The 19,961-nt window shown below is 55.1% G+C and carries 16 protein-coding genes and 3 pseudogenes; 10 read left to right on the plus strand and 9 right to left on the minus strand.

Features of this window, described 5'->3' with window-relative positions; genetic code table 11:
* Positions 1–49: 49 nt before the first annotated feature.
* Positions 50–1,726, minus strand: coding sequence for an L-lactate permease (locus CD000_RS13575; RefSeq protein ID WP_096225855.1), 1,677 nt, complete (start codon positions 1,724–1,726; stop codon positions 50–52).
* A 306-nt stretch (positions 1,727–2,032) separates the two neighbouring features.
* Between CD000_RS13575 and CD000_RS13580 the strand changes: the two genes are divergently transcribed.
* The 4 genes from CD000_RS13580 to CD000_RS13595 all read left to right on the plus strand — a co-directional run bounded on the left by CD000_RS13580 (position 2,033) and on the right by CD000_RS13595 (position 5,752).
* Complete coding sequence (locus CD000_RS13580) at positions 2,033–2,758, plus strand: FadR/GntR family transcriptional regulator (RefSeq protein ID WP_044743048.1); 726 nt, start codon at positions 2,033–2,035, stop codon at positions 2,756–2,758.
* Between the two features lie 109 nt (positions 2,759–2,867).
* Positions 2,868–3,587, plus strand: a complete 720-nt coding sequence (locus tag CD000_RS13585) for a (Fe-S)-binding protein (protein WP_096225856.1) — start codon at positions 2,868–2,870, stop codon at positions 3,585–3,587.
* Between the two features lie 15 nt (positions 3,588–3,602).
* Positions 3,603–5,033 carry a LutB/LldF family L-lactate oxidation iron-sulfur protein gene (locus tag CD000_RS13590; RefSeq protein ID WP_096225857.1) on the plus strand — a complete coding sequence of 477 codons (1,431 nt, stop codon included), beginning with the start codon at positions 3,603–3,605 and terminating at the stop codon, positions 5,031–5,033.
* Positions 5,030–5,752, plus strand: a complete 723-nt coding sequence (locus CD000_RS13595) for a LutC/YkgG family protein (protein ID WP_062898364.1) — start codon at positions 5,030–5,032, stop codon at positions 5,750–5,752. Before CD000_RS13590 ends, CD000_RS13595 begins: the two co-directional genes overlap by 4 nt.
* Before the next feature lie 47 nt (positions 5,753–5,799).
* Here the strand turns inward: CD000_RS13595 and CD000_RS13600 are convergent, their stop codons facing one another.
* The 4 genes from CD000_RS13600 to hutP all read right to left on the minus strand — a co-directional run bounded on the left by CD000_RS13600 (position 5,800) and on the right by hutP (position 9,908).
* Positions 5,800–6,732: a D-2-hydroxyacid dehydrogenase gene (locus tag CD000_RS13600; RefSeq protein WP_096225858.1), complete on the minus strand. Its 933-nt coding sequence runs from the start codon at positions 6,730–6,732 to the stop codon at positions 5,800–5,802.
* Positions 6,733–6,755: 23 nt separating this feature from the next.
* On the minus strand, positions 6,756–7,484 hold the full coding sequence (locus CD000_RS13605; protein WP_020279704.1) for a TerC family protein: 729 nt from the start codon (positions 7,482–7,484) through the stop codon (positions 6,756–6,758).
* Positions 7,485–7,827: 343 nt separating this feature from the next.
* Positions 7,828–9,342, minus strand: a complete 1,515-nt coding sequence (hutH, locus tag CD000_RS13610; RefSeq protein WP_096225859.1) for a histidine ammonia-lyase — start codon at positions 9,340–9,342, stop codon at positions 7,828–7,830.
* A gap of 119 nt (positions 9,343–9,461) precedes the next feature.
* Positions 9,462–9,908, minus strand: coding sequence for a histidine utilization transcription antiterminator HutP (gene hutP, locus CD000_RS13615; protein WP_096225860.1), 447 nt, complete (start codon positions 9,906–9,908; stop codon positions 9,462–9,464).
* 273 nt (positions 9,909–10,181) lie between these two features.
* Here hutP and CD000_RS13620 point away from each other — a divergent pair, with 273 nt between their 5' ends.
* The 6 genes and pseudogenes from CD000_RS13620 to CD000_RS13640 all read left to right on the plus strand — a co-directional run.
* Entirely contained in the window at positions 10,182–11,027 is an 846-nt protein-coding gene (locus CD000_RS13620) for an SPFH domain-containing protein (protein WP_047757530.1), read from the plus strand.
* A gap of 15 nt (positions 11,028–11,042) precedes the next feature.
* On the plus strand, positions 11,043–11,222 hold the full coding sequence (locus CD000_RS13625; RefSeq protein WP_096225861.1) for a type II toxin-antitoxin system antitoxin: 180 nt from the start codon (positions 11,043–11,045) through the stop codon (positions 11,220–11,222).
* A gap of 385 nt (positions 11,223–11,607) precedes the next feature.
* The gene (locus CD000_RS18530; protein ID WP_158225553.1) at positions 11,608–11,763 is read left to right on the plus strand and encodes a hypothetical protein; all 156 of its coding nucleotides are present in this window, start codon (positions 11,608–11,610) and stop codon (positions 11,761–11,763) included.
* Positions 11,712–11,927 (plus strand): annotated as a pseudogene (locus CD000_RS19600) (xanthine dehydrogenase accessory protein PucB); the annotation flags it as partial. The gene CD000_RS18530 and the pseudogene CD000_RS19600, both read left to right, overlap by 52 nt.
* A pseudogene (locus tag CD000_RS13635) lies at positions 11,914–13,419 on the plus strand (xanthine dehydrogenase family protein molybdopterin-binding subunit); the annotation flags it as partial. The pseudogenes CD000_RS19600 and CD000_RS13635, both read left to right, overlap by 14 nt.
* A 54-nt stretch (positions 13,420–13,473) precedes the next feature.
* Positions 13,474–13,845 (plus strand): annotated as a pseudogene (locus CD000_RS13640) ((2Fe-2S)-binding protein); the annotation flags it as partial.
* Positions 13,846–14,072: 227 nt separating this feature from the next.
* On the opposite strand, the gene CD000_RS13645 reads toward CD000_RS13640, so the two are convergent.
* The 4 genes from CD000_RS13645 to CD000_RS13660 all read right to left on the minus strand — a co-directional run bounded on the left by CD000_RS13645 (position 14,073) and on the right by CD000_RS13660 (position 19,773).
* On the minus strand, positions 14,073–15,233 hold the full coding sequence (locus CD000_RS13645) for a saccharopine dehydrogenase family protein (RefSeq protein WP_033009544.1): 1,161 nt from the start codon (positions 15,231–15,233) through the stop codon (positions 14,073–14,075).
* Between the two features lie 157 nt (positions 15,234–15,390).
* On the minus strand, positions 15,391–16,872 hold the full coding sequence (locus tag CD000_RS13650; protein WP_096225862.1) for an aldehyde dehydrogenase family protein: 1,482 nt from the start codon (positions 16,870–16,872) through the stop codon (positions 15,391–15,393).
* A gap of 70 nt (positions 16,873–16,942) precedes the next feature.
* Positions 16,943–18,598 carry a thiamine pyrophosphate-binding protein gene (locus CD000_RS13655; RefSeq protein ID WP_096225863.1) on the minus strand — a complete coding sequence of 552 codons (1,656 nt, stop codon included), beginning with the start codon at positions 18,596–18,598 and terminating at the stop codon, positions 16,943–16,945.
* On the minus strand, positions 18,595–19,773 hold the full coding sequence (locus tag CD000_RS13660) for an aminotransferase class I/II-fold pyridoxal phosphate-dependent enzyme (protein ID WP_143425248.1): 1,179 nt from the start codon (positions 19,771–19,773) through the stop codon (positions 18,595–18,597). The genes CD000_RS13655 and CD000_RS13660 overlap by 4 nt, the downstream gene beginning before the upstream one ends.
* Between the last annotated feature and the right edge of the window lie 188 nt (positions 19,774–19,961).

The raw sequence follows: 19,961 nt of genomic DNA on the forward strand, positions 1-19,961 counted from the left end.
CTTGGCGTCTGTTTCCATCCAGGCCAAGCCTCGTCCCCCTTCGCTGCCGTTACGGAATCATCCACGACAATACCGTCGATTGCAGGTACACGAGAATACCAATCAAGATAATTAAGAATATGCTATGTTTGACCGTAAAGCGGAACAAGTCGGACTCTTTGCCGGTCAAGCCGACGGCCGCGCAGGCGACCGCGATCGACTGCGGCGAAATCATTTTCCCGACGACGCCGCCTGATGAGTTGGCCGCCAACGCCAGCACCGGATCCATGCCGATCGATGTTGCCGTCACTTTTTGCAAGTTGCCAAACAACAAGTTCGACGACGTATCCGAACCGGTGATGAACACGCCAAGCCAGCCCAAAATCGGCGAGAAGAACGGGAAGAATGACCCCGTTTTCGCCAACACCATCCCAAGCGTCGTGCTCATGCCCGACGAGTTGGCAATGTAGGCAAAGCCGACAACCGAAGCGATCGTGATGATCGGGAATTTCAATTCGTTAAGCGTTTCTACAAACGTACGCGCCCAATCTTTCCACGAGATGCCGATGATGAACTTTGTGACGACCGCCGCCACCAAAATCGCCGTTCCAGCCGCGCCGAGCAGCTCAAGCTTATACACCGCAGCGATCGGCTGGCCACTTGGGTTCAAAATTTGGTTATTGAGCCCCGGCACCGGCGGCATAAACGTCAAGTGGACGCCGATAGCGTTGACCAACTTCAACAAGCCGTTTGTCCCTTCATAATGGCCGGTGAGCGCCGCTTTCACCTGCGGGATGCCCCAAAGCGAGATCAAAGCTGTCAGCACGAGGAATGGTGACCACGCCCGGAACACTTCCCCACCGCGATGCGTTGCACGAGCCGTTTGCCCAGCAGCCGCCACTTCCGGTTCCGATGCGAAACGGAACGTGCTTTTTGGCTTCCAATATTTCAAAAAGACGGCCAGCGCGACGATTGAAACAATCGAGGACAAAATGTCCGGCAGCTCCGGTCCTAAAAAGTTCGAGGTGAAATATTGCGTCAGCGCGAACGAAACACCGGAGACGATAATGGCCGGCAACACTTCGACTGTCTTTTTCCATCCTGCCATAATCAAAACGAGATAGAACGGAATGAACACCGATAAAAACGGCAGCTGCCGCCCGACCATTTTCGAAATTTCCATCGCCGGCACACCGGTCGGCCCTTCCATCGAGATGATCGGAATCCCGACCGCCCCGAACGCCACCGGCGCTGTGTTGGCGATCAAACAGATGCCTGCGGCGTACAGCGGGTTAAACCCCAACCCGGCCAGAAGCGCCGCTGAAATCGCCACCGGCGCGCCAAACCCGGCCGCCCCTTCCAAAAACGCTCCGAACGAAAAGGCAATGAGCAGCGCCTGCAGCCGCCGGTCTTCGGTGAGGGAAACGACGGAGTTGCGAATGATGTCAAAATGGCCGGTCTTCACCGTCAGCTTATATAAAAAGACGGACGTAATGATGATCCAGCCGATCGGGAGCAGCCCGTACACCGCCCCTTGCGTCACCGACATGACCGCTTTGCCGGCCGGCATTCTGTAAGCGATTACAGCCAACACCAAAGCAAGCAGCAACGTCGTCAGCCCGGCGACATGCCCTTTCATCCGCTTGACGGCCAAAGCCCAAAAGAAATACAAAATCGGAATGAGTGCGACAATGGCCGATAACCAAAGCTGGTCGGCGATTGGCGTAAAATCTTGCTTCCACTGCATGCGGTTTTCTCCTCCCCTTTATGCCCGACTTAGCGGCGTTTGCAAATGATCGCCCACTGATCTTTCTGTTTCACTCTTCCAGTCATCAGATGACCGGATAAGAAACGCCGTCTGTCTCAAATTATAAAAGCGTTTTCTCCAAAAGACAATAGGTGTTTTTTCATTTTTTTGAACTTTCCACTCACTGCTTCCTCTCCCCAGCTGCAAAAAGCGCTTGTCTCTTCCCATGATGCTGTATCATAATAGACATTGCAGGAGATTTCCCCTACAATCGGAAATCTACTTTATCGTATTGAGGTGGATCCATTGGCATTTAAACGGATCAAAACGAAAAAAATTTACGAAGAAGTGGCCGAAGCGATTTTTGATATGATCAAAAACGGCGAGTTGAAGCCCGGTGATAAGCTCGATTCCGTCCAGCAGCTCGCCGAGCAGTTCCAGGTCGGGCGGGCCGCCATCCGCGAAGCGCTCACCGCGTTAAAAGCGATGGGGCTGATTGAATTGAAGCAAGGCGAAGGGACGTACGTGCGTGAGTTCGATCCGACGATGATGACATTTCCGCTTTCGATCGCCGTCTTAATGAACAAAGAAGATATTTGGCACTTGCTTGAGGTGCGCAAACTGCTCGAAGCAGGCGCCGCCTCGCTCGCTGCTGCCAAACGGACAGAGCGCGATCTTGAAGCCATGGCGGAAGCGCTCCGACAAATGAAAGAAGGCATCGGCAGCGATGAGCTTGGCGAAAAAGCCGATTGGGCGTTTCATATGGCCATCGCCGAAGCATCGCAAAATCCGATGCTCACAAGCATCATGAACAGCGTTTCCGGGATGATCGTTGAAACGATGCGGGAAACGCGCCGCATTTGGCTGTTTTCCAAGCAGACGACGACCGAAAAACTGCTTGCGGAACACCAGGCCATTTTTGAAGCCATTCGCAAACAAAATCCAGACGCCGCCCGGGCGCGCATGCTCGACCATTTGACAAACGTCGAAAACGTGTTGCGCCGCTACGTTCGCACTCAGCAGCCAAACTGAGTGCGTTTTTTGCAAAAAAGAGCTACGAATCTGAAAAAATGGTTTATAATAGACATATAGTCATCAGATGACCAGTTCACTGAATCCTCAAAAAACAGGAGGGAAACGAATGAAAGTGTCCTTGTTCGTCACTTGCCTCATCGATCTTTTTTATACGAACGCCGGCAAGGCGACCGTCGAACTGCTCGAGCGGCTCGGCTGCGAAGTAGATTTTCCAGAAGCGCAAACATGCTGCGGCCAGCCGGCGTATAACAGCGGTTACGTCAAAGAGGCGAAAGAAGCCATGAAACAGATGATGCGCGCGTTCGCCCACGCTGATTACGTCGTCACCCCATCCGGCTCGTGCGCGGCGATGGTAAAAGAATATCCACACCTTTTCCACGGCGACCCGGAATGGGAAGCGGAAGCGAAACAGCTTGCGGCGAAAACGTACGAATTGACGCAATTTCTCGTTGATGTCCTAAAAGTCGAAGATGTCGGCGCCTCGCTCCACGGACGGGCGACGTACCATACGTCTTGCCATATGACCCGCCTTCTTGGCGTCAAAGAAGCGCCGCTTTGCCTATTGAAAAACGTCAAAGGGCTTGAGCTCGTTCCGCTGCCGAACGCCCACCAGTGCTGCGGGTTTGGCGGCACATTTTCCGTCAAAATGGGGCCGATTTCCGAACAAATGGTCGATGAAAAAATCGCGCATATCGAAGAAGTGGACGCCGACTATTTAATCGGCGCCGACTGCGGCTGTTTACTGAACATCGGCGGGCGCATCGAGCGGCTCGGCAAGCCGATTCGCGTCATGCATATTGCCGAAGTGTTGAATGCGCGCAACTAAAGGAGGGAAGCGAACATGCCGATGAAAATTGAAAACGGGCCGTTTTGGAAACGGGTCCGAGAAAACTTGGACAACGACTTTATGCGCGGGGCGGTCGCCGGCATGCAAGACCGCGGCTATGTGCGGCGGCTTGGCGTCATCGAAGAGCTCGGCCATTGGGAAGAGTGGCGGTCGCTTGCTGAACAAATCCGCAAGCATACGCTCGAAAACTTGGACTTTTATTTAATGCAGCTTAGTGAAAACGTTGCCAAACGGGGCGGCCACGTCTTTTTCGCCCAAACAGCCGAAGAGGCGAACGACTACATCCGCCGCGTCGCTTTGGAAAAGCAAGCGAAAAAAATCGTCAAATCGAAATCAATGGTGACAGAAGAAATCAACTTAAATCCGGTGCTTGAGGCCATCGGCTGTGACGTTGTCGAAACGGACCTTGGCGAATACATTTTGCAAATCGATGACCATGACCCGCCGTCGCATATCGTCGGTCCGGCGCTCCATAAAAACAAAGAGCAAATCCGCGATGTCTTTCAACGGAAGCTGGGCTATACGAAATCGTCCGACCCCGTTGAACTCGCGCGCCATGCCCGTGAAATGCTGCGGCGCGACTATTTGACAGCCGACATCGGCATCACCGGGTGCAACTTCGCCATCGCCGAATCGGGCTCGATTACGCTCGTTACGAACGAAGGCAACGCCGACTTGGTGACAGCGCTGCCGAAAACGCAAATTACGGTCATGGGAATGGAGCGGATCGTTCCGACGTTTGAGGAGATGGAAGTGCTCGTCAGCATGTTGACGCGCAGCGCCGTCGGACAAAAATTGACGAGCTACATCACCGTTCTCACCGGTCCGCGCGACGAAGGCGACGCTGACGGTCCGGAAGAGTTCCATCTCGTCATCGTCGACAACGGGCGTTCGTCGATTTTAGGCACGGAGTTTCAACCGGTGCTGCAATGCATCCGCTGCGCGGCCTGCGTCAACGTCTGCCCGGTATACCGCCACATCGGCGGCCATTCGTACGGCTCGATTTACTCCGGCCCAATCGGAGCGGTCTTGTCGCCGCTGTTGGGCGGTTACGACGACTACAAGGAGCTTCCGTACGCGTCCTCCCTTTGCGCCGCCTGTACGGAAGCGTGCCCGGTGAAAATTCCGCTTCATGAGCTGCTTATCAAACATCGCCAAATCATCGTGGAGCGCGAAGGAAAAGCGCCGGCCGCAGAAAAATTGGCGATGAAGGCGTTTCGTCTCGGGACCGCCTCACCGTCATTGTACCGGTTCGGCACGAAGTTGGCACCAAGCGCCTTCGCCCCGTTTGCCGAAGACGGGCGCATCACAAAAGGCCCCGGCCCGCTCAAAGCGTGGACGGAAAGCCGCGAATTTCCGGCGCCAAGCAAAGAGCGGTTCCGCGATTGGTTTCGCAATCGCCAAAAAGGAGGGAATCCGTCATGACGCGTGGTGCTATTCACAACCGTGACGCGTTTTTAGAACACATCGCCCATCGCCTCGGGAGAGCTCCCCGCCTGTCCGGCGTCTCCCGGCCGCAATGGAGCGATCAGCCGCAATGGAAAGTCTTGGCTGGCTATAGCCAAGACGACTTGTTGGCAGTGCTTCGCGAACAATGTAAACTGATTCACACTGATTACATTGAGACGACAAACGCCGGACTTGCTGGGGTGCTCAAGCAACAAGTCACGGCTTATGGCGGCGGCCCGGTCATCGTGCCGGATGACCCGCGCTTTGCCGAATATGGGCTGTCCGCCTTGCTCCGCGACGAATGGCCCGCGGAGCGAACAGCCATCCATATATGGAATCCGGCGCTTGGACGCCAAAACATTGACGCCGCCGAACAGGCCAACGTCGGCATCGCGTTCAGTGACATCACCCTCGCCGAGTCAGGGACAGTCGTTTTGTTTTCGCGCAATGAACAAGGGCGGGCCATTCACTTTTTGCCGAAGACGTATATCGCCATCGTTCCGAAAAGCACCGTTGTGCCTCGCATGACGCAAGCGGCGGCCATCATTCACGAGCAAATTGAAAAAGGCGTCCTCATTCCGTCATGCATCAACTTCATCACCGGCCCGAGCAACTCGGCCGACATTGAAATGAACTTGGTCGTCGGCGTCCACGGCCCGATGAAAGCGGCGTATATCGTCGTCACTGACCGCTGATCAAAACGAAACGGTGCCCATTCTCGATCATAGGGCACCGTTTTTCGTCAATATTGCCGGCTCACATCGACCGCATTGGCGAGCGGTTCGCCCGTTTCGATGCGGCGGAGCGTGTCTAAAACGCTATGGGCGGCGGCGTCAACTGATGTCAGCGCCGCGATATGCGGGGTGATGATGACATTCGGATGAACCCAAAGCGGCGAGTGCGGCGGCAGCGGCTCTTCTTCGAACACATCGAGCACCGCCAGGCGGACATTTCGGTTTTCCAAGGCGCCGACAAGCGCCGTCTCATCAACCGTCGCCCCACGCCCAACATTGATAAAGCCCGCGTTGTGCAAACAGGCAAAAAACGTCTCGTCAAAGAGATGATGCGTTTCCTCTGTCAGCGGAAGCGCAGCGATCACCCAATCAGCGCAAGCAAGCGCTTCCCCCGCCTCTTCATGGCGGCAAACAGCCGAAAACGGCGGCGTGTCTCGGCCGCTTCGCGATACGCCGATCGGCGAAACGCCGAACAGACGAAGCGTTTCCGCGATGCGCCGGCCGATCTCACCCGTCCCATAAATGACAATCCGCTGTTCACCAAGCCGTTTCGGAGCGAGCGGCTTCCACTGCCGCTGTTCTTGATACCATGCATACACGTCATGACATTGGGCGTCGCGCAATAAGTAGCTGAGGCAATATTCGGCGATCTGCTCGCCAAATGACCCGACCGTCCGCGTCAGTAACACGTCCTTCTTCCATTCCCGCTTCCACAAAAACGCGTCAACGCCCGCGCCGAGCGAATGCACCCAGCGCAAATTGGCGAGCGAAAACGGCCCGGCCGGACGAAAGCCGACGTACGCATCCGCCCAGGCGAAATCATTGGCCGTCAATTCTTCTTCCGCCACAAAGCGAAACTCTTTATCCGGCCGCTTGTCCGGGAGAAGGGCGGCAAGCTCGGCATAAAGCCTTCCCGTCACGAGAATGCGTCGGATGTTCATGGCATCACACCACCCCCAACCGCTCAAATCAACGTCCCTTCTTCACGCTCGGCCTTTTTATTCGTGATATAGCCAGCTGACACGACCAAAATCGTCACGCCGGCGGCAACCGCGTAGACGAACGGGCCATAAGAAAGGTGAAACCAATGCAGCACCCCTTCATCCCCCGCCATCATCTTTCCGGCCGTCCACGCCAAAATGCCGGAGCCAACGTACGCGATCCATCGATGTTGTTCCATCACCCGGACGATCGCTTTGGAGCCGAAAATCATAATCGGGATGCTGATGGCGACCCCAAGCGCCAGCATGCCAAGATGCCCTTCGGCCGCCCCGGCCACAGCAACAACGTTATCAAGGCTCATCACTGCATCGGCAATGATAATCGTCGCAATCGCCTTCAACAACCGGTCTGCCGCTTGCACTTTGGCCTCCTCTTCCCGTTCGACAAGCACTTTATAGGCGATCCATACAAGCAGCAATCCGCCAACGAAGTGAACGAACGGGATGTTCAGTAAAAAGACAATGATGGCTGCAAACAAGATGCGCAGCAACACCGCCCCCGCTGTTCCCCAAAAAATCGCTTTGTTTCGCTGGTCTTTCGGCAGCCGCCGCGTCGCCATCGCAATGACGACCGCATTATCCCCAGACAAAATGATATCAATCGCAATAATCTTCCATAACGCCAACAGCGCCGCGGCAGAAATTGTCAATGATATACCCACCCTTTCCCCTTTGTCTCTCTTCTTCATCATACTGCAAATTCGACTGGGGGACAACAATGGAATAGACTGTCAATGCTCTCGTCCTAACCAATTATGGGGAAGGCTCACTGCATCGTCCGAACTCCGTAGAAAAAGTTAGGGAAGCAAACCATCTTCACTGATGACTGCTTCCCTATCTCTAGCGGAAAAGGTCTATATAACTACCATTTTTTCAAACACCTATCCTTGAACGCTCTCACGCCTCTACGCCCACTATGCTTTGCCCTTCTTGAAAAAGCTGGTGATTCAAGGGGAAATGCTGTCCTCCAACAGTATTTCTCAAGTTAAAAAACCTTGCAACCCCACAACTTCCTGGCTCTTTCTCACTAGACTTCTAAGCTTTCGCTTCATCGCGGAGAAAGTGATGGTTTGCCCTTTCGCTCAACCACGCCGCCACCGCTTCAATGTCATCAGAAAAGACGCGGTCAGCTGTAATGGAGGAAACAATGCGGCGCGCCTTATGGTAAAACTGCCTCGTTGACGGGGCCATTCGCTCGATGCCGCGCGCTTCGACAGCCTGCAACGCGCAAATGAGCTCAATCGCCAGCACTTTTCTTGCGTTTTGCACGATCATGTACGCATGGCGGGCAGCGGTCGTTCCCATGCTGACATGGTCTTCCTGGTTGGCCGATGACGGAATCGAATCGACGCTGGCTGGGTGAGCGAGCGTCTTGTTTTCCGACACGAGCGAAGCGGCGACATATTGCATAATCATTGCCCCAGACTGCAAGCCGGGCTGTGGGCTTAAAAATGGCGGCAAGCCTTCGCTAAGCTGCGGATTGACAAGCCGTTCGATGCGGCGTTCGCTGATGTTGGCCAGCTCCGCCACCGCGATTTTCAACAAATCCATGGCGATCGCCACCGGCTGGCCATGAAAGTTGCCGCCAGAGAGCACCGTCCCGTCCGCAAAAATAAGCGGATTGTCCGTAGCAGCGTTCATTTCGATTTCAAGCGTTTCCTTCACATAACGAAGCGCCCTAAGCGACGCTCCGTGCACTTGCGGGAGGCAGCGGATCGAATACGCGTCTTGCACGCGCCGCTCCCCTTGCCTTGTTGTGAGTTGGCTGCCCGCTAAATAGCGGCGCAGCCGTTCCGCCACCTCCGCCTGCTCCTGAAACCCGCGGGCTGCATAGATGCGGGCGTCAAACGCGTCCACAATGCCATAAAGCGCCTCAATCGTCAGCGCCGCGATCCATTCACTGTCATACGCCAGTTGTTCCGCCTCTAAGTAAGCAAGGGCTCCGACGGCCGTCATCACCTGAGTGCCGTTAATAAGCGCCAGCCCTTCTTTTTCCTGAAGGGAAAGCGGTGAAATCCCCGCTTGTGAAAGCGCTTGGGCGGCAGGCATCCGCCGCCCTTGGTACATCGCCTCTCCCTCGCCGGCAAGCGCCAGCGCCAAATGGGCGAGCGGCGCTAAATCGCCGCTGGCGCCGAGGGAACCTTGCTGCGGCACGATCGGATGGATGCCGGTATTCAAAAATGCGAGCAACTGCTCAATGACCGCCGGACGCACGCCGGAATACCCTTTCAACAACGCATTCGCCCGCAAAAGAAGCATCGCCCTCACGACATCTTCGGCAAATGGCTCGCCGACGGCACAAGCGTGCGAGCGAAGAAGATTGATTTGCAGCTGTTCAAGGTCGCTTCCTTCAATGCGCACATCGGCGAGTTTGCCAAAACCCGTATTCACGCCATAGATCGTCCGTCCATTGGAGATCGCTTGTTCCACTGCCGCGCGGCTTTTCTCGACAGCCCTCATGCTTTCCTCATCGGCCGCCACCCGCTCCCGTTCATAGACAACACGTCTTACCTCATCGATCGTCAATGTATGCCCGGTCAATACGATCATCATTTCATCTCCCTTCGTTTGTTTTCTCAATCGAACGCCTGGGCAAACAAAAAAGGAGGCGCCCTGCCATATGGCAACGTTTGCCTCCTCATGACTTATTGCTCTAGGCACTTACCGTCTTATATATGATTGATTCCGAGCCCGGCCGCCTCGTGCTCGAGCCCGCGCACCGGAGCGCCGATCGTCCCGTACAACGCAACGGCGATCCATTCCCCTTCGTTCGGCTGTTCATATGGCATACCGCGCACCACGGCGAAACGAAGGCCAGCGGTTCTCAACAAATCTCCCAGCTCTACCTGCCCCCTCGTCACGCCATGCACCGCCTCTAAAATCGCATGGTATAAGGCGTGCATCTCGTGGTACAAGCCGCCGTCCACCACTCCATGCCGCTTTGCCGCCGTCTCAATCGCCGCGACGATTTTGTGCGGCTCCATCGCCCCGACCCGCCCTTGGCAATAGCGCCACGAAAGCGCCTCAAGCTGGCTCAAGACCGGGCCTTCCTCCCCCTCATCCAGCATCGCCAGCAGCAACGCCTGCCGGCCGATGCGCGCTTGTCGTGTTTCCATTGCTTCTACACACCTATTGGTCTTTTTTTCTATTGTATGATGACAATGAATGCGATGTCAATTATGAATTTCCATTTTTTAGTACATTAAAACATTAACAGGCTGAACGATCGCCCTTTATGCTTCTGGATGGAAAATAGTTAGAAACATCTGCCTCGTGGCGAGCTATGGGCGAATCCCTCTTCTCGTCTTAACATGATCAATCCCTGTTTCCATTTTTTTGATTATATGATATCATATAAATATCAAATCGACACTATTAGGGGGATAGGTATGAGAGAACAAAAAGCATGGCGCATGGATGGATTTATCGGCATCGGATGCATCGCCCTTTTCGTTATGGCTGGTTTTGTCAGCCTCATTCAAGTGCAGCTCTTATTGGCCGTTTTCTGCTTCGCCCTTGCCGCCCTCTTGGCGACTGGCATCACGATCGTTCAGCCGAATCAAGCGAAAGTACTCACCTTTTTCGGCCGCTATTTCGGCACGATTCGCGACAGCGGGCTGTTTTTCACCGTGCCGCTCACCGTTCGAAAGAAAGTATCGCTGCGCGTGCGCAACTTCACGAGCAACAAGTTGAAAGTGAACGATGTTCAAGGCAATCCGATTGAAATTGCCGCCGTCGTCGTTTTCCGCGTCATTGATTCAGCCAAGGCTGTGTTCGATGTTGATGATTACGAACAATTCGTCGAGATTCAAAGCGAAGCCGCCATTCGCCATGTCGCGACAAAATATCCGTACGACACGTTTGAAGACGACAACGAGATTACGTTGCGCGGCAACGCCGATATTATTTCCGATGTTCTCGCCGCTGAGCTGCAGGAGCGATTGCGTGTCGCCGGAGTCGAGGTGATGGAAGCGCGCCTCACTCACTTGGCGTACTCCCCGGAAATTGCGAGCGCCATGTTGCAGCGTCAACAAGCAGCCGCCATTTTGGCCGCCCGGAAAAAAATCGTCGAAGGCGCTGTCTCGATGGCGCAAATGGCGATTGAACAACTTGACAAAGAAAACATTTTAGAGTTAGATGATGAACGAAAAGCCGCAATGGTGAACAACTTAATGGTCGCGATCGTCTCCGAGCGCGCCACCCAGCCGGTGATCAATACCGGCAGTCTATATTAACGGTTGTGGAGTGCGATGACAAAGAAAAAACAATTTCCCCTGCGCATTGACCATGAATTATATGCCGCGCTCGAACAATGGGCGCAGGACGAGTTTCGCAGCGTCAACGCCCAGATCGAGTATTTGCTGAAGGAGGCAGCCAAGCGGGCCGGACGGCTCGGAAAAGGAAAAACAGATCAACAACAAGGAAGCTAGCCGATGACGGCTGGCTTCTTTTGTTTTTCAGTCATGGGCATTTGTTACAGAAATATAACGATAGCAGAGCCTTTTTTGAAAGGGGACGAACCGATGCCGCATCCGCTGCCGCCGCTTACGGCCATTGCGAAAGTTGATGCATCATCCCACCGCGCTTTCAACAGCTCGGCCGCCTTTAGGCGTAACGGGCAGTGTTAAAGTTCTATAGAAAATGCCACTGTGCATCGCAGAGAATCCTCGAAGACGGGATTCACCCTTGACCAACACCCGCCAAAGGGGGCGAAAGGGACGTCAAGGGCGGCGAAAACCAAAAAGAAGACAATGGGAAAGCCATGGTTCGTAATTTCTAGATTTTACCTTCCCGCAACGCATAAGGAGGATCATCATGGAAAGCTACTTTCCAGTGCTTGAGGCCATCGCCGCCGCGCCGTGCGATGGTGTGCTCGCCATCATCATCGAGGTGGAAGGCTCGGCATACCAAAAAGAACGATGCCCCCAGTCATTTTTGGGAAACAAACGTTCCCTGCCTTGCTTGCTCTAAGGGGCGATGCCGGGGGGCGCACACTGTTTCACCATCCGCGTTGGCGCGGTCTCTTGTAGGAAGGCGATGAGACGATCGGCATCGACATTGACACGATAGACGATTATAAGCATGCCGTCATGGATCGAGAAGAAAAGGAGGGACGCCACCGTGGCCATCGGTAAAAGCATCATCCGCAAAGAAGCGTGGGATAAAGTGACCGGCCGGGCGAAATATACGAACGATTTCAAAGAACAGGGGATGCTTCATGCCTCTTTGGTGACAAGCCCATACGCCCACGCGCGCATCCTCTCGCTGGAGGCACGCCGCGCGCTCGCCGCCCCCGGCGTCCATGCTGTTGTGACCGGCGAAGGGCTTCCGCTCACCGGTGAAGACATGCGCGATCGTCCGCCGATCGCCGTCGACAAAGTGCGCTACTATGGCGAAGTCGTCGCCGTCGTCGTAGCCGATACGCTCGCGCAAGCCGAACAAGCGGCCCGCCTCGTCCGCGTCGTTTACGAACCGCTTCCAGCCGTCGGCTCGCCGCGCGAGGCGTTGAAAAAGGGCGCTCCATTATTGCATGAACACCTCGACCGTTATGAAAAAAACAAAACGACTCATCCTGAGCCAGGGACAAACGTCGCCCATCGAACGAAAATCCGAAAAGGCAACATTGAACAAGGGTTTGCGGAAAGCGACGTCATCGTCGAAACGAGCGTATCGTTCGCGCCGTCCGATCATGCTGCAATGGAAACACGCTGCGCCACGGCGGAAATTTGGCCGGATGGCACGATCCATATTTCTGCCTCTTCGCAGTCGCCGTTTATGATCAAAAAACTGCTCCATACGTACTTTGGCGAAGAAACCGGCAAAGTCATCGTCCATACGCCGCTTGTCGGCGGCGCCTACGGAGGAAAAGCGCCCGTCCAGCTTGAGTTGCTTGCCTACCTTGCCTCCAAAGCGGTCGGCGGCCGAAAAGTGAGCGTCTGGAACAGCCGCGAGCATGACATGGTCACTTCGCCCGTCCATATCGGGTTGGAGGCAACCGTCAAAATCGGCGCGACAAAAGAGGGCTTGTTCAAGGCCATGGAAATCTTATTTCTATTTGACGGCGGGGCTTATTCCGACAAGGCGATCGATGTCAGCCGCGCCGCAGCCGTCGATTGCACCGGCCCGTACCGTGTCGACCATGTCTGGTGCGACTCGCTTTGCGTCTATACGAACCGCCGCCCGTATGCGACGCCGTTTCGCAGTTTTGGCCATTGCGAGCAGGCATTTGCCGTCGAGCGGGCTATCGATGAATTGGCACGAACGCTTCAACTTGACCCATGGGAGGTGCGGCGCAAAAATGCCATCCGCCCGGGGCATACGACCCCAACGCAAGTACGGCTCACAAAAAGCAACGTCGGCAACATATCAGCCTGCCTCGACCGGTTGCGCGAGCTGATGCGTTGGGACGAGTGGCAGCGCGTGGAATTGGACGCCTATACGGTAAGAGCAAAAGGAATCAGCAGCGGCTGGAAAACATCGACGATCAACACAGATGCTAGCTCGGGCGTCATCTTAACGTTCAACTCCGACGGCAGCGTCAACGTCATCTCCGGCGTCGTCGAAATCGGAACCGGAACGAAAACGGTGCTCGCGCAAATCGTGGCCGCCCAGCTGCTTGAAGATATGCTTCGTGAGCTCGGAGACGGAGAAACCGTCTAAACAGGAGGTGAGCATGCGGACATGGAGGAAACGACAAAGCGGGAGCTTGTGCTGCACGTTAATGGAGAACGAAGATCGATCGTCACTCGCCAAGCCGAAACGCTGCTGTTTGTTTTGCGCGATGGGCTGGGGCTGACCGGGGCCAAGCCAGGCTGTTTGAACGGCGACTGCGGCGCCTGCACCGTCTTAGTCGACGGCACGCCAATCAAATCGTGCATGATGTTGGCCATCGAAACGGCCGGCAAACAAATCACGACTGTTGAAGGACTTAACGGGGCGCCCATCCAGCACGCCTTCGTCCGCCACTTCGCCTTTCAATGCGGCTATTGCACTCCTGGCTTTATCATGAACGCCCACGCACTCATCGAGCGGCATCCGGGCGCGGATCAAGCTTGTCGCTTTTCTCTTTCTCGTCTGGCACAAACACGAACCGTCGGCGACGAAAACAGTCTGACCAACGACAAGGCCAAAACAGCACAACTTGACGCAAGCTGGAAGACCCGCTGGCTGGCATGGATCAGCGCCCGTTTTCACCTGAAAACGGGCGCTTCTTTATCGGCAGCCTGTTCGGGTTTCGCGCGGCTTCCCATCGGCTGCCTGTTCATTCGCTCCCTCTCCTTTTAGCAAGGGCGAATCGTTTGTTTCTCGCTAATCACGACCCCGCGCCTTTTCATTTCCTCAATATACACCTCTCCTGGCACGGCTTGCTCCGGCGGATAGACGCCGCGCTTTGTGATCACCCCACGGCCGATGAGCTGGGCGACAGCGGAAATGGTGTAGGCCGTCGTGCGCGCCATCGCCGTTACCTTGTTTTCGCGGTCATTAAACGTGACGGTCTCGTATTCCAATACCGTTTCCTTCCCGCCTTTTCGGCCGCCGACGATGACCCGAAGCAACACCACATCATCTTTCCCTTTCAAATCAAGCAGCGGCTTCAGGACGGAAAGCAGCACATCGCGCGGTTTGACTTTGCATCCATTGACCTCCACTTCCACATCGTGGCGCGTCAAGTTCAAATCGACGAGCAGCTTAAATTTTTCTGCATGGCCGCGGTAGCGGATCGTTTTGTACTCGAGCCGCTTCAAGTTCGGAAACGAGCGCGAGAGCGTCGACGTCCCTCCTGAGGTATGAAACGCTTCAAGCGGCCCAAACCGGTCGAAATAAATCGGCTCGACTTCCGAAAGCGACGGCACTTCCTGCTTTTGGCCGTCGCGGATAATGAGAGACGGATCGGTGTAATGGTCAAGCAGCCCCTCGAGCGAAAACACATGGTTGTACTCCAGCGGCGGTTCGGGGCGGACGGGGATGCCGCCAACATACAGCAAGATGGATTCCACCTCATCGAGTTGACTCGCCCCATAGCCGGATAAAATGTTGATCATCCCCGGCGCGACGCCAAGGTCGGGGATGATGGTCACCCCAGCGGCTTGGGCTTGTTCATGCAGCTCAAGCACCCGGTCGGTGATATGGCCGATATGGCCGCCTAAATCGACAGAATGGACGCCAGCTGCAATAGCTGTTTTCGCCACCGTTTCATTGAAGCGGTAAAACAAGGCATTGACGACGACATCATGCCCTTGCATGGCCGCTGCCAGTTGTTGCGGATCGCCGGCATCCACCCGCACAGCGGCAAGCTTTTCGGAATGAAGCTGCCGCACCGTCTGCTCCACTTTAGCCAAATCGACATCCGCCAACGTCACCGCCTCAACATCTTGGCTTTGCACTAAATCGCGCGCCGCTTCTTTTCCCATCAGCCCCGCTCCAAGCACGAGCACTTTCATCGTTCTCTCCCCCTCTGTCACCGATTGTTTGCCATACGCTCACATGACAGCCGCTGTTTTCACATCGTTGCCGCGGCCGCCGCTTCGATTCACGATATAGGTTCCACGTTGATCTTCGCTTCTCTTTTGCCGGCCATGTTGCAAGCGACAGCCCGGTTCAATCATCGGTATCGATTTGCGCCCGCTGCAGCTTGCCGCTGAAATCGACATAAATGCTCCGCCATTCGGTGAATACGTCAAGCGCAGCGACGCCGGAGTCGCGGTGGCCGTTGCCCGTCCCTTTCGTGCCGCCAAACGGCAAATGAATTTCCGCTCCCGTTGTGCCGGCGTTGACATACACGATGCCGGTGTCCAAATCGCGCATTGCTCGGAAGACGCGGTTGACATCGCGGGTGAAAATGGCGCTTGACAGCCCATAATCGACGCTGTTGTTGACGGCGATCGCTTCGTCCAAACTGCGGACGGAAATGATCGACACAACCGGGCCGAAAATTTCTTCGCGGGCGATGCGCATATTCGGCGTGACATCGGTGAAAATCGTCGGCGCGTAATAAAAGCCGCGCGCATAGTCGCCCTCGCGCAATATATAGCCACCCACAAGCAATTTCGCCCCTTCTTCTACACCAATGCGCACGTAGCGGTCGATCTTTTGCAGCGCCTCTTCATGGATGACGGGTCCGACTTTGACCGTTTCATCCAACCCGTTGCCGATTTTCAATGTTTTCACGGCTTCCAGCAGACGCCGCTCAAGCTCCTGTTTCACCCGCTCATGGACGATGACCCGGCTGCACGCCGTGCACCGCTGGCCTGATGTGCCGAACGCACTCCAGATGATGCCGTCAACCGCCAATGTCAAATCGGCATCATCCATGACGATCACCGCGTTTTTCCCACCCATTTCGAGCGACACTTTTTTCAACAGTCGTCCGCATTTTTCCGCAATCATCCGCCCGACTTCATTCGATCCGGTAAATGAGATGACCTTGACATCCGGATGCTCGACGAGCGCATTGCCGACTGTCGGTCCGTCACCGTGGACCACATGAAACACTCCCGGAGGCAAGCCCGCTTCTTCAAAAATGCGAGCTAATTCCTGCGCCATGATCGGTGTCTCGGGCGCGGGCTTCCATACGACCGCATTGCCGGCCACAATCGCGGGGAACGACTTCCACGTTGCGATGGCAATCGGAAAGTTCCAAGGAGTGATGATGCCGACAACCCCCACCGGCGTGCGGACGCTCATCGCAAACTTGTCTTTCAGTTCAGACGGCGTCGTATCGCCGAACAGCCGCCGCCCTTCCCCCGCCATATAAAACGCCATATCAATGCCTTCCTGCACTTCGCCGCGCGCTTCCTCAATCACCTTGCCCATTTCCATCGTCAACAGCCGTGCCAATTGTTCTTTCCGCTCCTTTAGCAGCATGCCGACTCGATATAAAACTTCCGCGCGTTTCGGCGCCGGCACGAGCGCCCACTGTTTTTGCGCTTCTTTGGCTGCCTGAACCGCTTCATCGATATCGTTTGGCCCGGACATCGCCACCTCGGCAATCGTTTCCCCCGTCGCCGGATTGATCACCGGCGCAAATTGCCCGGTGCTTGGCTCCTTCCATTCTCCATTGATATAGTTTTGGATTTTCACTGTATACTCCCCCCATTTTTCCAGATGATTTATTGAGATAATTTATACATTGAACGCCGAGCGATGATCGTCAGGACTTCCTCTTGGCCCGCAAGTCTTGGATCGTTGCCGCCACCGAAATGTGGTTCGGATCGGTCAACACTTCAATCACCGTCGGCTTCTTGGCTTCAAGCGCCAACAGAAGCGCTTCCGTGAACTGTTGTTCCGTCTGCACTTGGAATCCGCAGCTGTTTAGGCATTCTGCCAACCGGGCAAACGACACGCGGCCTAAATCGGTGCCGATGACCCGCCCCGGAAACTGCAATTCTTGATGCATGCGGATGGTGCCGTACATATGATTGTTAAACACAATGCTGATGATCGGAATATCGTATCGAGCGGCCGTTTCCAACTCCTGCACCGTCATCATAAAGCCGCCATCCCCGGATAAAGAAACGACGGTCCGGTCGGGAAAGGCCAGTTTCGCGCCAATGGCAGCCGGCATGCCATATCCCATCGCTCCTGACGTCGGGCCGATGTACGTGTGCCCATCCCCAAACGGGAAAAAGGCGTGAAGCCAACCGGCGAAATTCCCAGCATCGTTCGTAATGACCGCATTTTTTGGCAAATGGCGCGCCAAACTTGCCATCACAGCTTCATAGAGATTGCGATGTTCCACCGGCAGCCTGGCTGTTTGTTCGTACCGTTCCCTCCGTTCAGCCGCCCATTCCTGCCAAGACGGCTGCACCGCGATATCGAGCAAACGGGACAGCACTTCCTGACAGTCAGCCCAAACCGCGAGATCCGGTGCATACACTTTTCCGAATCCATCGCTGTCAATATCGATATGAATCAGCGTCTGCGTTGGAGATAGCAAACGGTAATCTTGCGTCGTCACTTCCGACAGCCGCGTTCCCAATGCCATCACCACATCCGCCTGCTCGGCCGTTTCGATGACCGCTTTGGGCGACCCTAGACCTAGGTGTCCGACATAGCACGGATGGTTGTGGGGAAACACATCATGCCGCCGGAACGCCGCCATGACCGGAAGTGCATACTTTTCCGCCCATAAGCGCAGCAACTGCTCGGCTCCCGACCATTTGACGCCGCCGCCAGCAATCACGAGCGGCCGTTTGGCGCGCTTCAGAATCTCTTCAATGTGCTGTATATCTTCTTGCCTTGGTGCCGGCTTCGGCACATCGGTCTCGGCTATCACTGCTTCCGTTATCGTTTTGGAAAATACATCTTCTGGCAGTGAAACGACGACGGGGCCGGGCCGCCCTGTTTTCGCGGTGCGAAACGCCCGTTGCACCAGCTCTGGCACCCGCTCGGCTTCGCGAATTTCGACCGCCCATTTGGCGATCGGACGAAAAAACGCTTCCATATCGACTTCCTGAAATCCTTCACGCCCTAGGAAGCGGCTGTTCACTTGCCCCAAAAACACGACCATCGGAGTGGAATCTTGCCTCGCGGTATGGACGCCAATCGCCAAATTCGCTCCGCCAACCGCCCTTGTAGCCAGCACGACGCCGCACTTTTGCGACGCTTTCGCATACCCTTCCGCCATAAAGGAAGCACCCCCTTCATGGCGGGCGGAGATGAACTCGATGGATGGCTCATCATAGATGGCATCAAGGAGGGGCAAATAACTTTCCCCCGGCACACCAAACACATAACGGATTTGTTCCTGTTTGAAACATTCGACGATGGCTTGAGCCACCGTGATGTGACGCATCGTTCGCTTCATGGCGCCGATTCCTCCCAATCCACTTGCTTCCATCGTTCAACGGCTTGCTCTAGACGCTCCATCGGCGCTGACAGCGATACGCGGACATATCCTTCCCCTGCGGATCCAAACGCTGTTCCCGGTGTGACGATGACTCCCGCTTCTTCGAGCAGTTTGGCGGCAAATCGTTCGGACGAGTATCCGTCATAGACCGGGATCCACAAGAAAAAGGTCGCTTTCGGCCGCTGCACGTCGATGCCCAGTTCTCGGAGTTTCTCGACCATCATATTCATGCGTTGTTCATAAATGCGGCTATTTTCTCGAATAAACGTCTGTCCGTTCATCAAAGCGGCCATCGCCGCCTTCTGGATCGGAATAAACTGGCACGTATCCGTGTTGCTCTTGATCACCGAAAGCGCTCGAATCATGTCCCGGTTTCCGACTACGTATCCGATGCGGCAGCCGGCCATGTTATAGCTTTTGGACAACGATCCAAATTCCACCGCCACTTCCTTTGCCCCGTCCACCTGCAAAATGCTCGGCGCTTGAAAACCGGCAAACGTCACGAACGAGTAGGCCGCATCATGAGCAATGAACATCTGGTGCTGACGGGCAAGTGAAACGGCTTCGGCCAATACATCCAAATCGACAGCGGCGGCCGTCGGATTGCTCGGATAATTGAGAAACATGATTTTCGCTTGGTCATAAACGGACGAGGGGAGCGCATCAAACCGAGGAATATAACCATGTTGCGCATCGAGCGGCAGCGATAGGCTCTGGCCGCGGGCAAAATGGACGGCCGTCCGATAGACGGGATAGCCCGGATCAGGCACTAAGGCGAGCTCGCCGGGATTGAGAACGGCTTGCAGCAAATGGACGATTCCTTCTTTCGAGCCGATTAACGCCAACACCTCGGTCTCCGGATCGATCTTGACGCCATATTCCCGTTCATAAAAACGCGCGACCGCTTCCCGATACTCCCTGCAGCCGCCATACGGCGAATACGTATAGTGTTCTGGCGCATCGAGCGCTTCTTTCAACGCTTCGATGACAAAGGAAGGGGGCGGCAAATCGGGGGCGCCGATCCCTAAATCAATGACATCGACCCCGATCTTTAGCAATTCTTCTTTTTTCTTCTGAAATCGGGAGAACAAATATGGCGGCATCGTCTGCACAATATCGGAAAATGTGTTCAATCCCATCCCTCCTCATAGCCCTTCGTTTCAGTTTATGCGCACGCCCATCCCCCTCATGCCCGTCTCACGTTCAAGAAGCAGCCTATCATACCAATGGCTTTCTCACATCAAGACATCATCAAAATCTTTTTTCTCGAAAAGCGGTCGATGCAGGAGAAGGGGTTATTTTTTCACTAAGCTGCTAGAAA

Origin of the sequence: Geobacillus sp. FJAT-46040 (assembly GCF_002335725.1) — a bacterium.
GTDB lineage: Bacteria > Bacillota > Bacilli > Bacillales > Anoxybacillaceae > Geobacillus > Geobacillus thermoleovorans.

Bases quoted from the DNA above. Each gene is read 5' to 3' on its own strand.
- CD000_RS13575 (WP_096225855.1), bottom strand. From the start codon at position 1,726: ATGCAGTGGAAGCAAGATTTTACGCCAATCGCCGACCAGCTTTGGTTA.
- CD000_RS13585 (WP_096225856.1), top strand. From the start codon at position 2,868: ATGAAAGTGTCCTTGTTCGTCACTTGCCTCATCGATCTTTTTTATACG.
- CD000_RS13590 (WP_096225857.1), top strand. From the start codon at position 3,603: ATGCCGATGAAAATTGAAAACGGGCCGTTTTGGAAACGGGTCCGAGAA.
- CD000_RS13595 (WP_062898364.1), top strand. From the start codon at position 5,030: ATGACGCGTGGTGCTATTCACAACCGTGACGCGTTTTTAGAACACATC.
- CD000_RS13600 (WP_096225858.1), bottom strand. From the start codon at position 6,732: ATGAACATCCGACGCATTCTCGTGACGGGAAGGCTTTATGCCGAGCTT.
- CD000_RS13605 (WP_020279704.1), bottom strand. From the start codon at position 7,484: ATGATGAAGAAGAGAGACAAAGGGGAAAGGGTGGGTATATCATTGACA.
- hutH (WP_096225859.1), bottom strand. From the start codon at position 9,342: ATGATCGTATTGACCGGGCATACATTGACGATCGATGAGGTAAGACGT.
- hutP (WP_096225860.1), bottom strand. From the start codon at position 9,908: ATGGAAACACGACAAGCGCGCATCGGCCGGCAGGCGTTGCTGCTGGCG.
- CD000_RS13620 (WP_047757530.1), top strand. From the start codon at position 10,182: ATGAGAGAACAAAAAGCATGGCGCATGGATGGATTTATCGGCATCGGA.
- CD000_RS13625 (WP_096225861.1), top strand. From the start codon at position 11,043: ATGACAAAGAAAAAACAATTTCCCCTGCGCATTGACCATGAATTATAT.
- CD000_RS18530 (WP_158225553.1), top strand. From the start codon at position 11,608: ATGGAAAGCTACTTTCCAGTGCTTGAGGCCATCGCCGCCGCGCCGTGC.
- CD000_RS13645 (WP_033009544.1), bottom strand. From the start codon at position 15,233: ATGAAAGTGCTCGTGCTTGGAGCGGGGCTGATGGGAAAAGAAGCGGCG.
- CD000_RS13655 (WP_096225863.1), bottom strand. From the start codon at position 18,598: ATGAAGCGAACGATGCGTCACATCACGGTGGCTCAAGCCATCGTCGAA.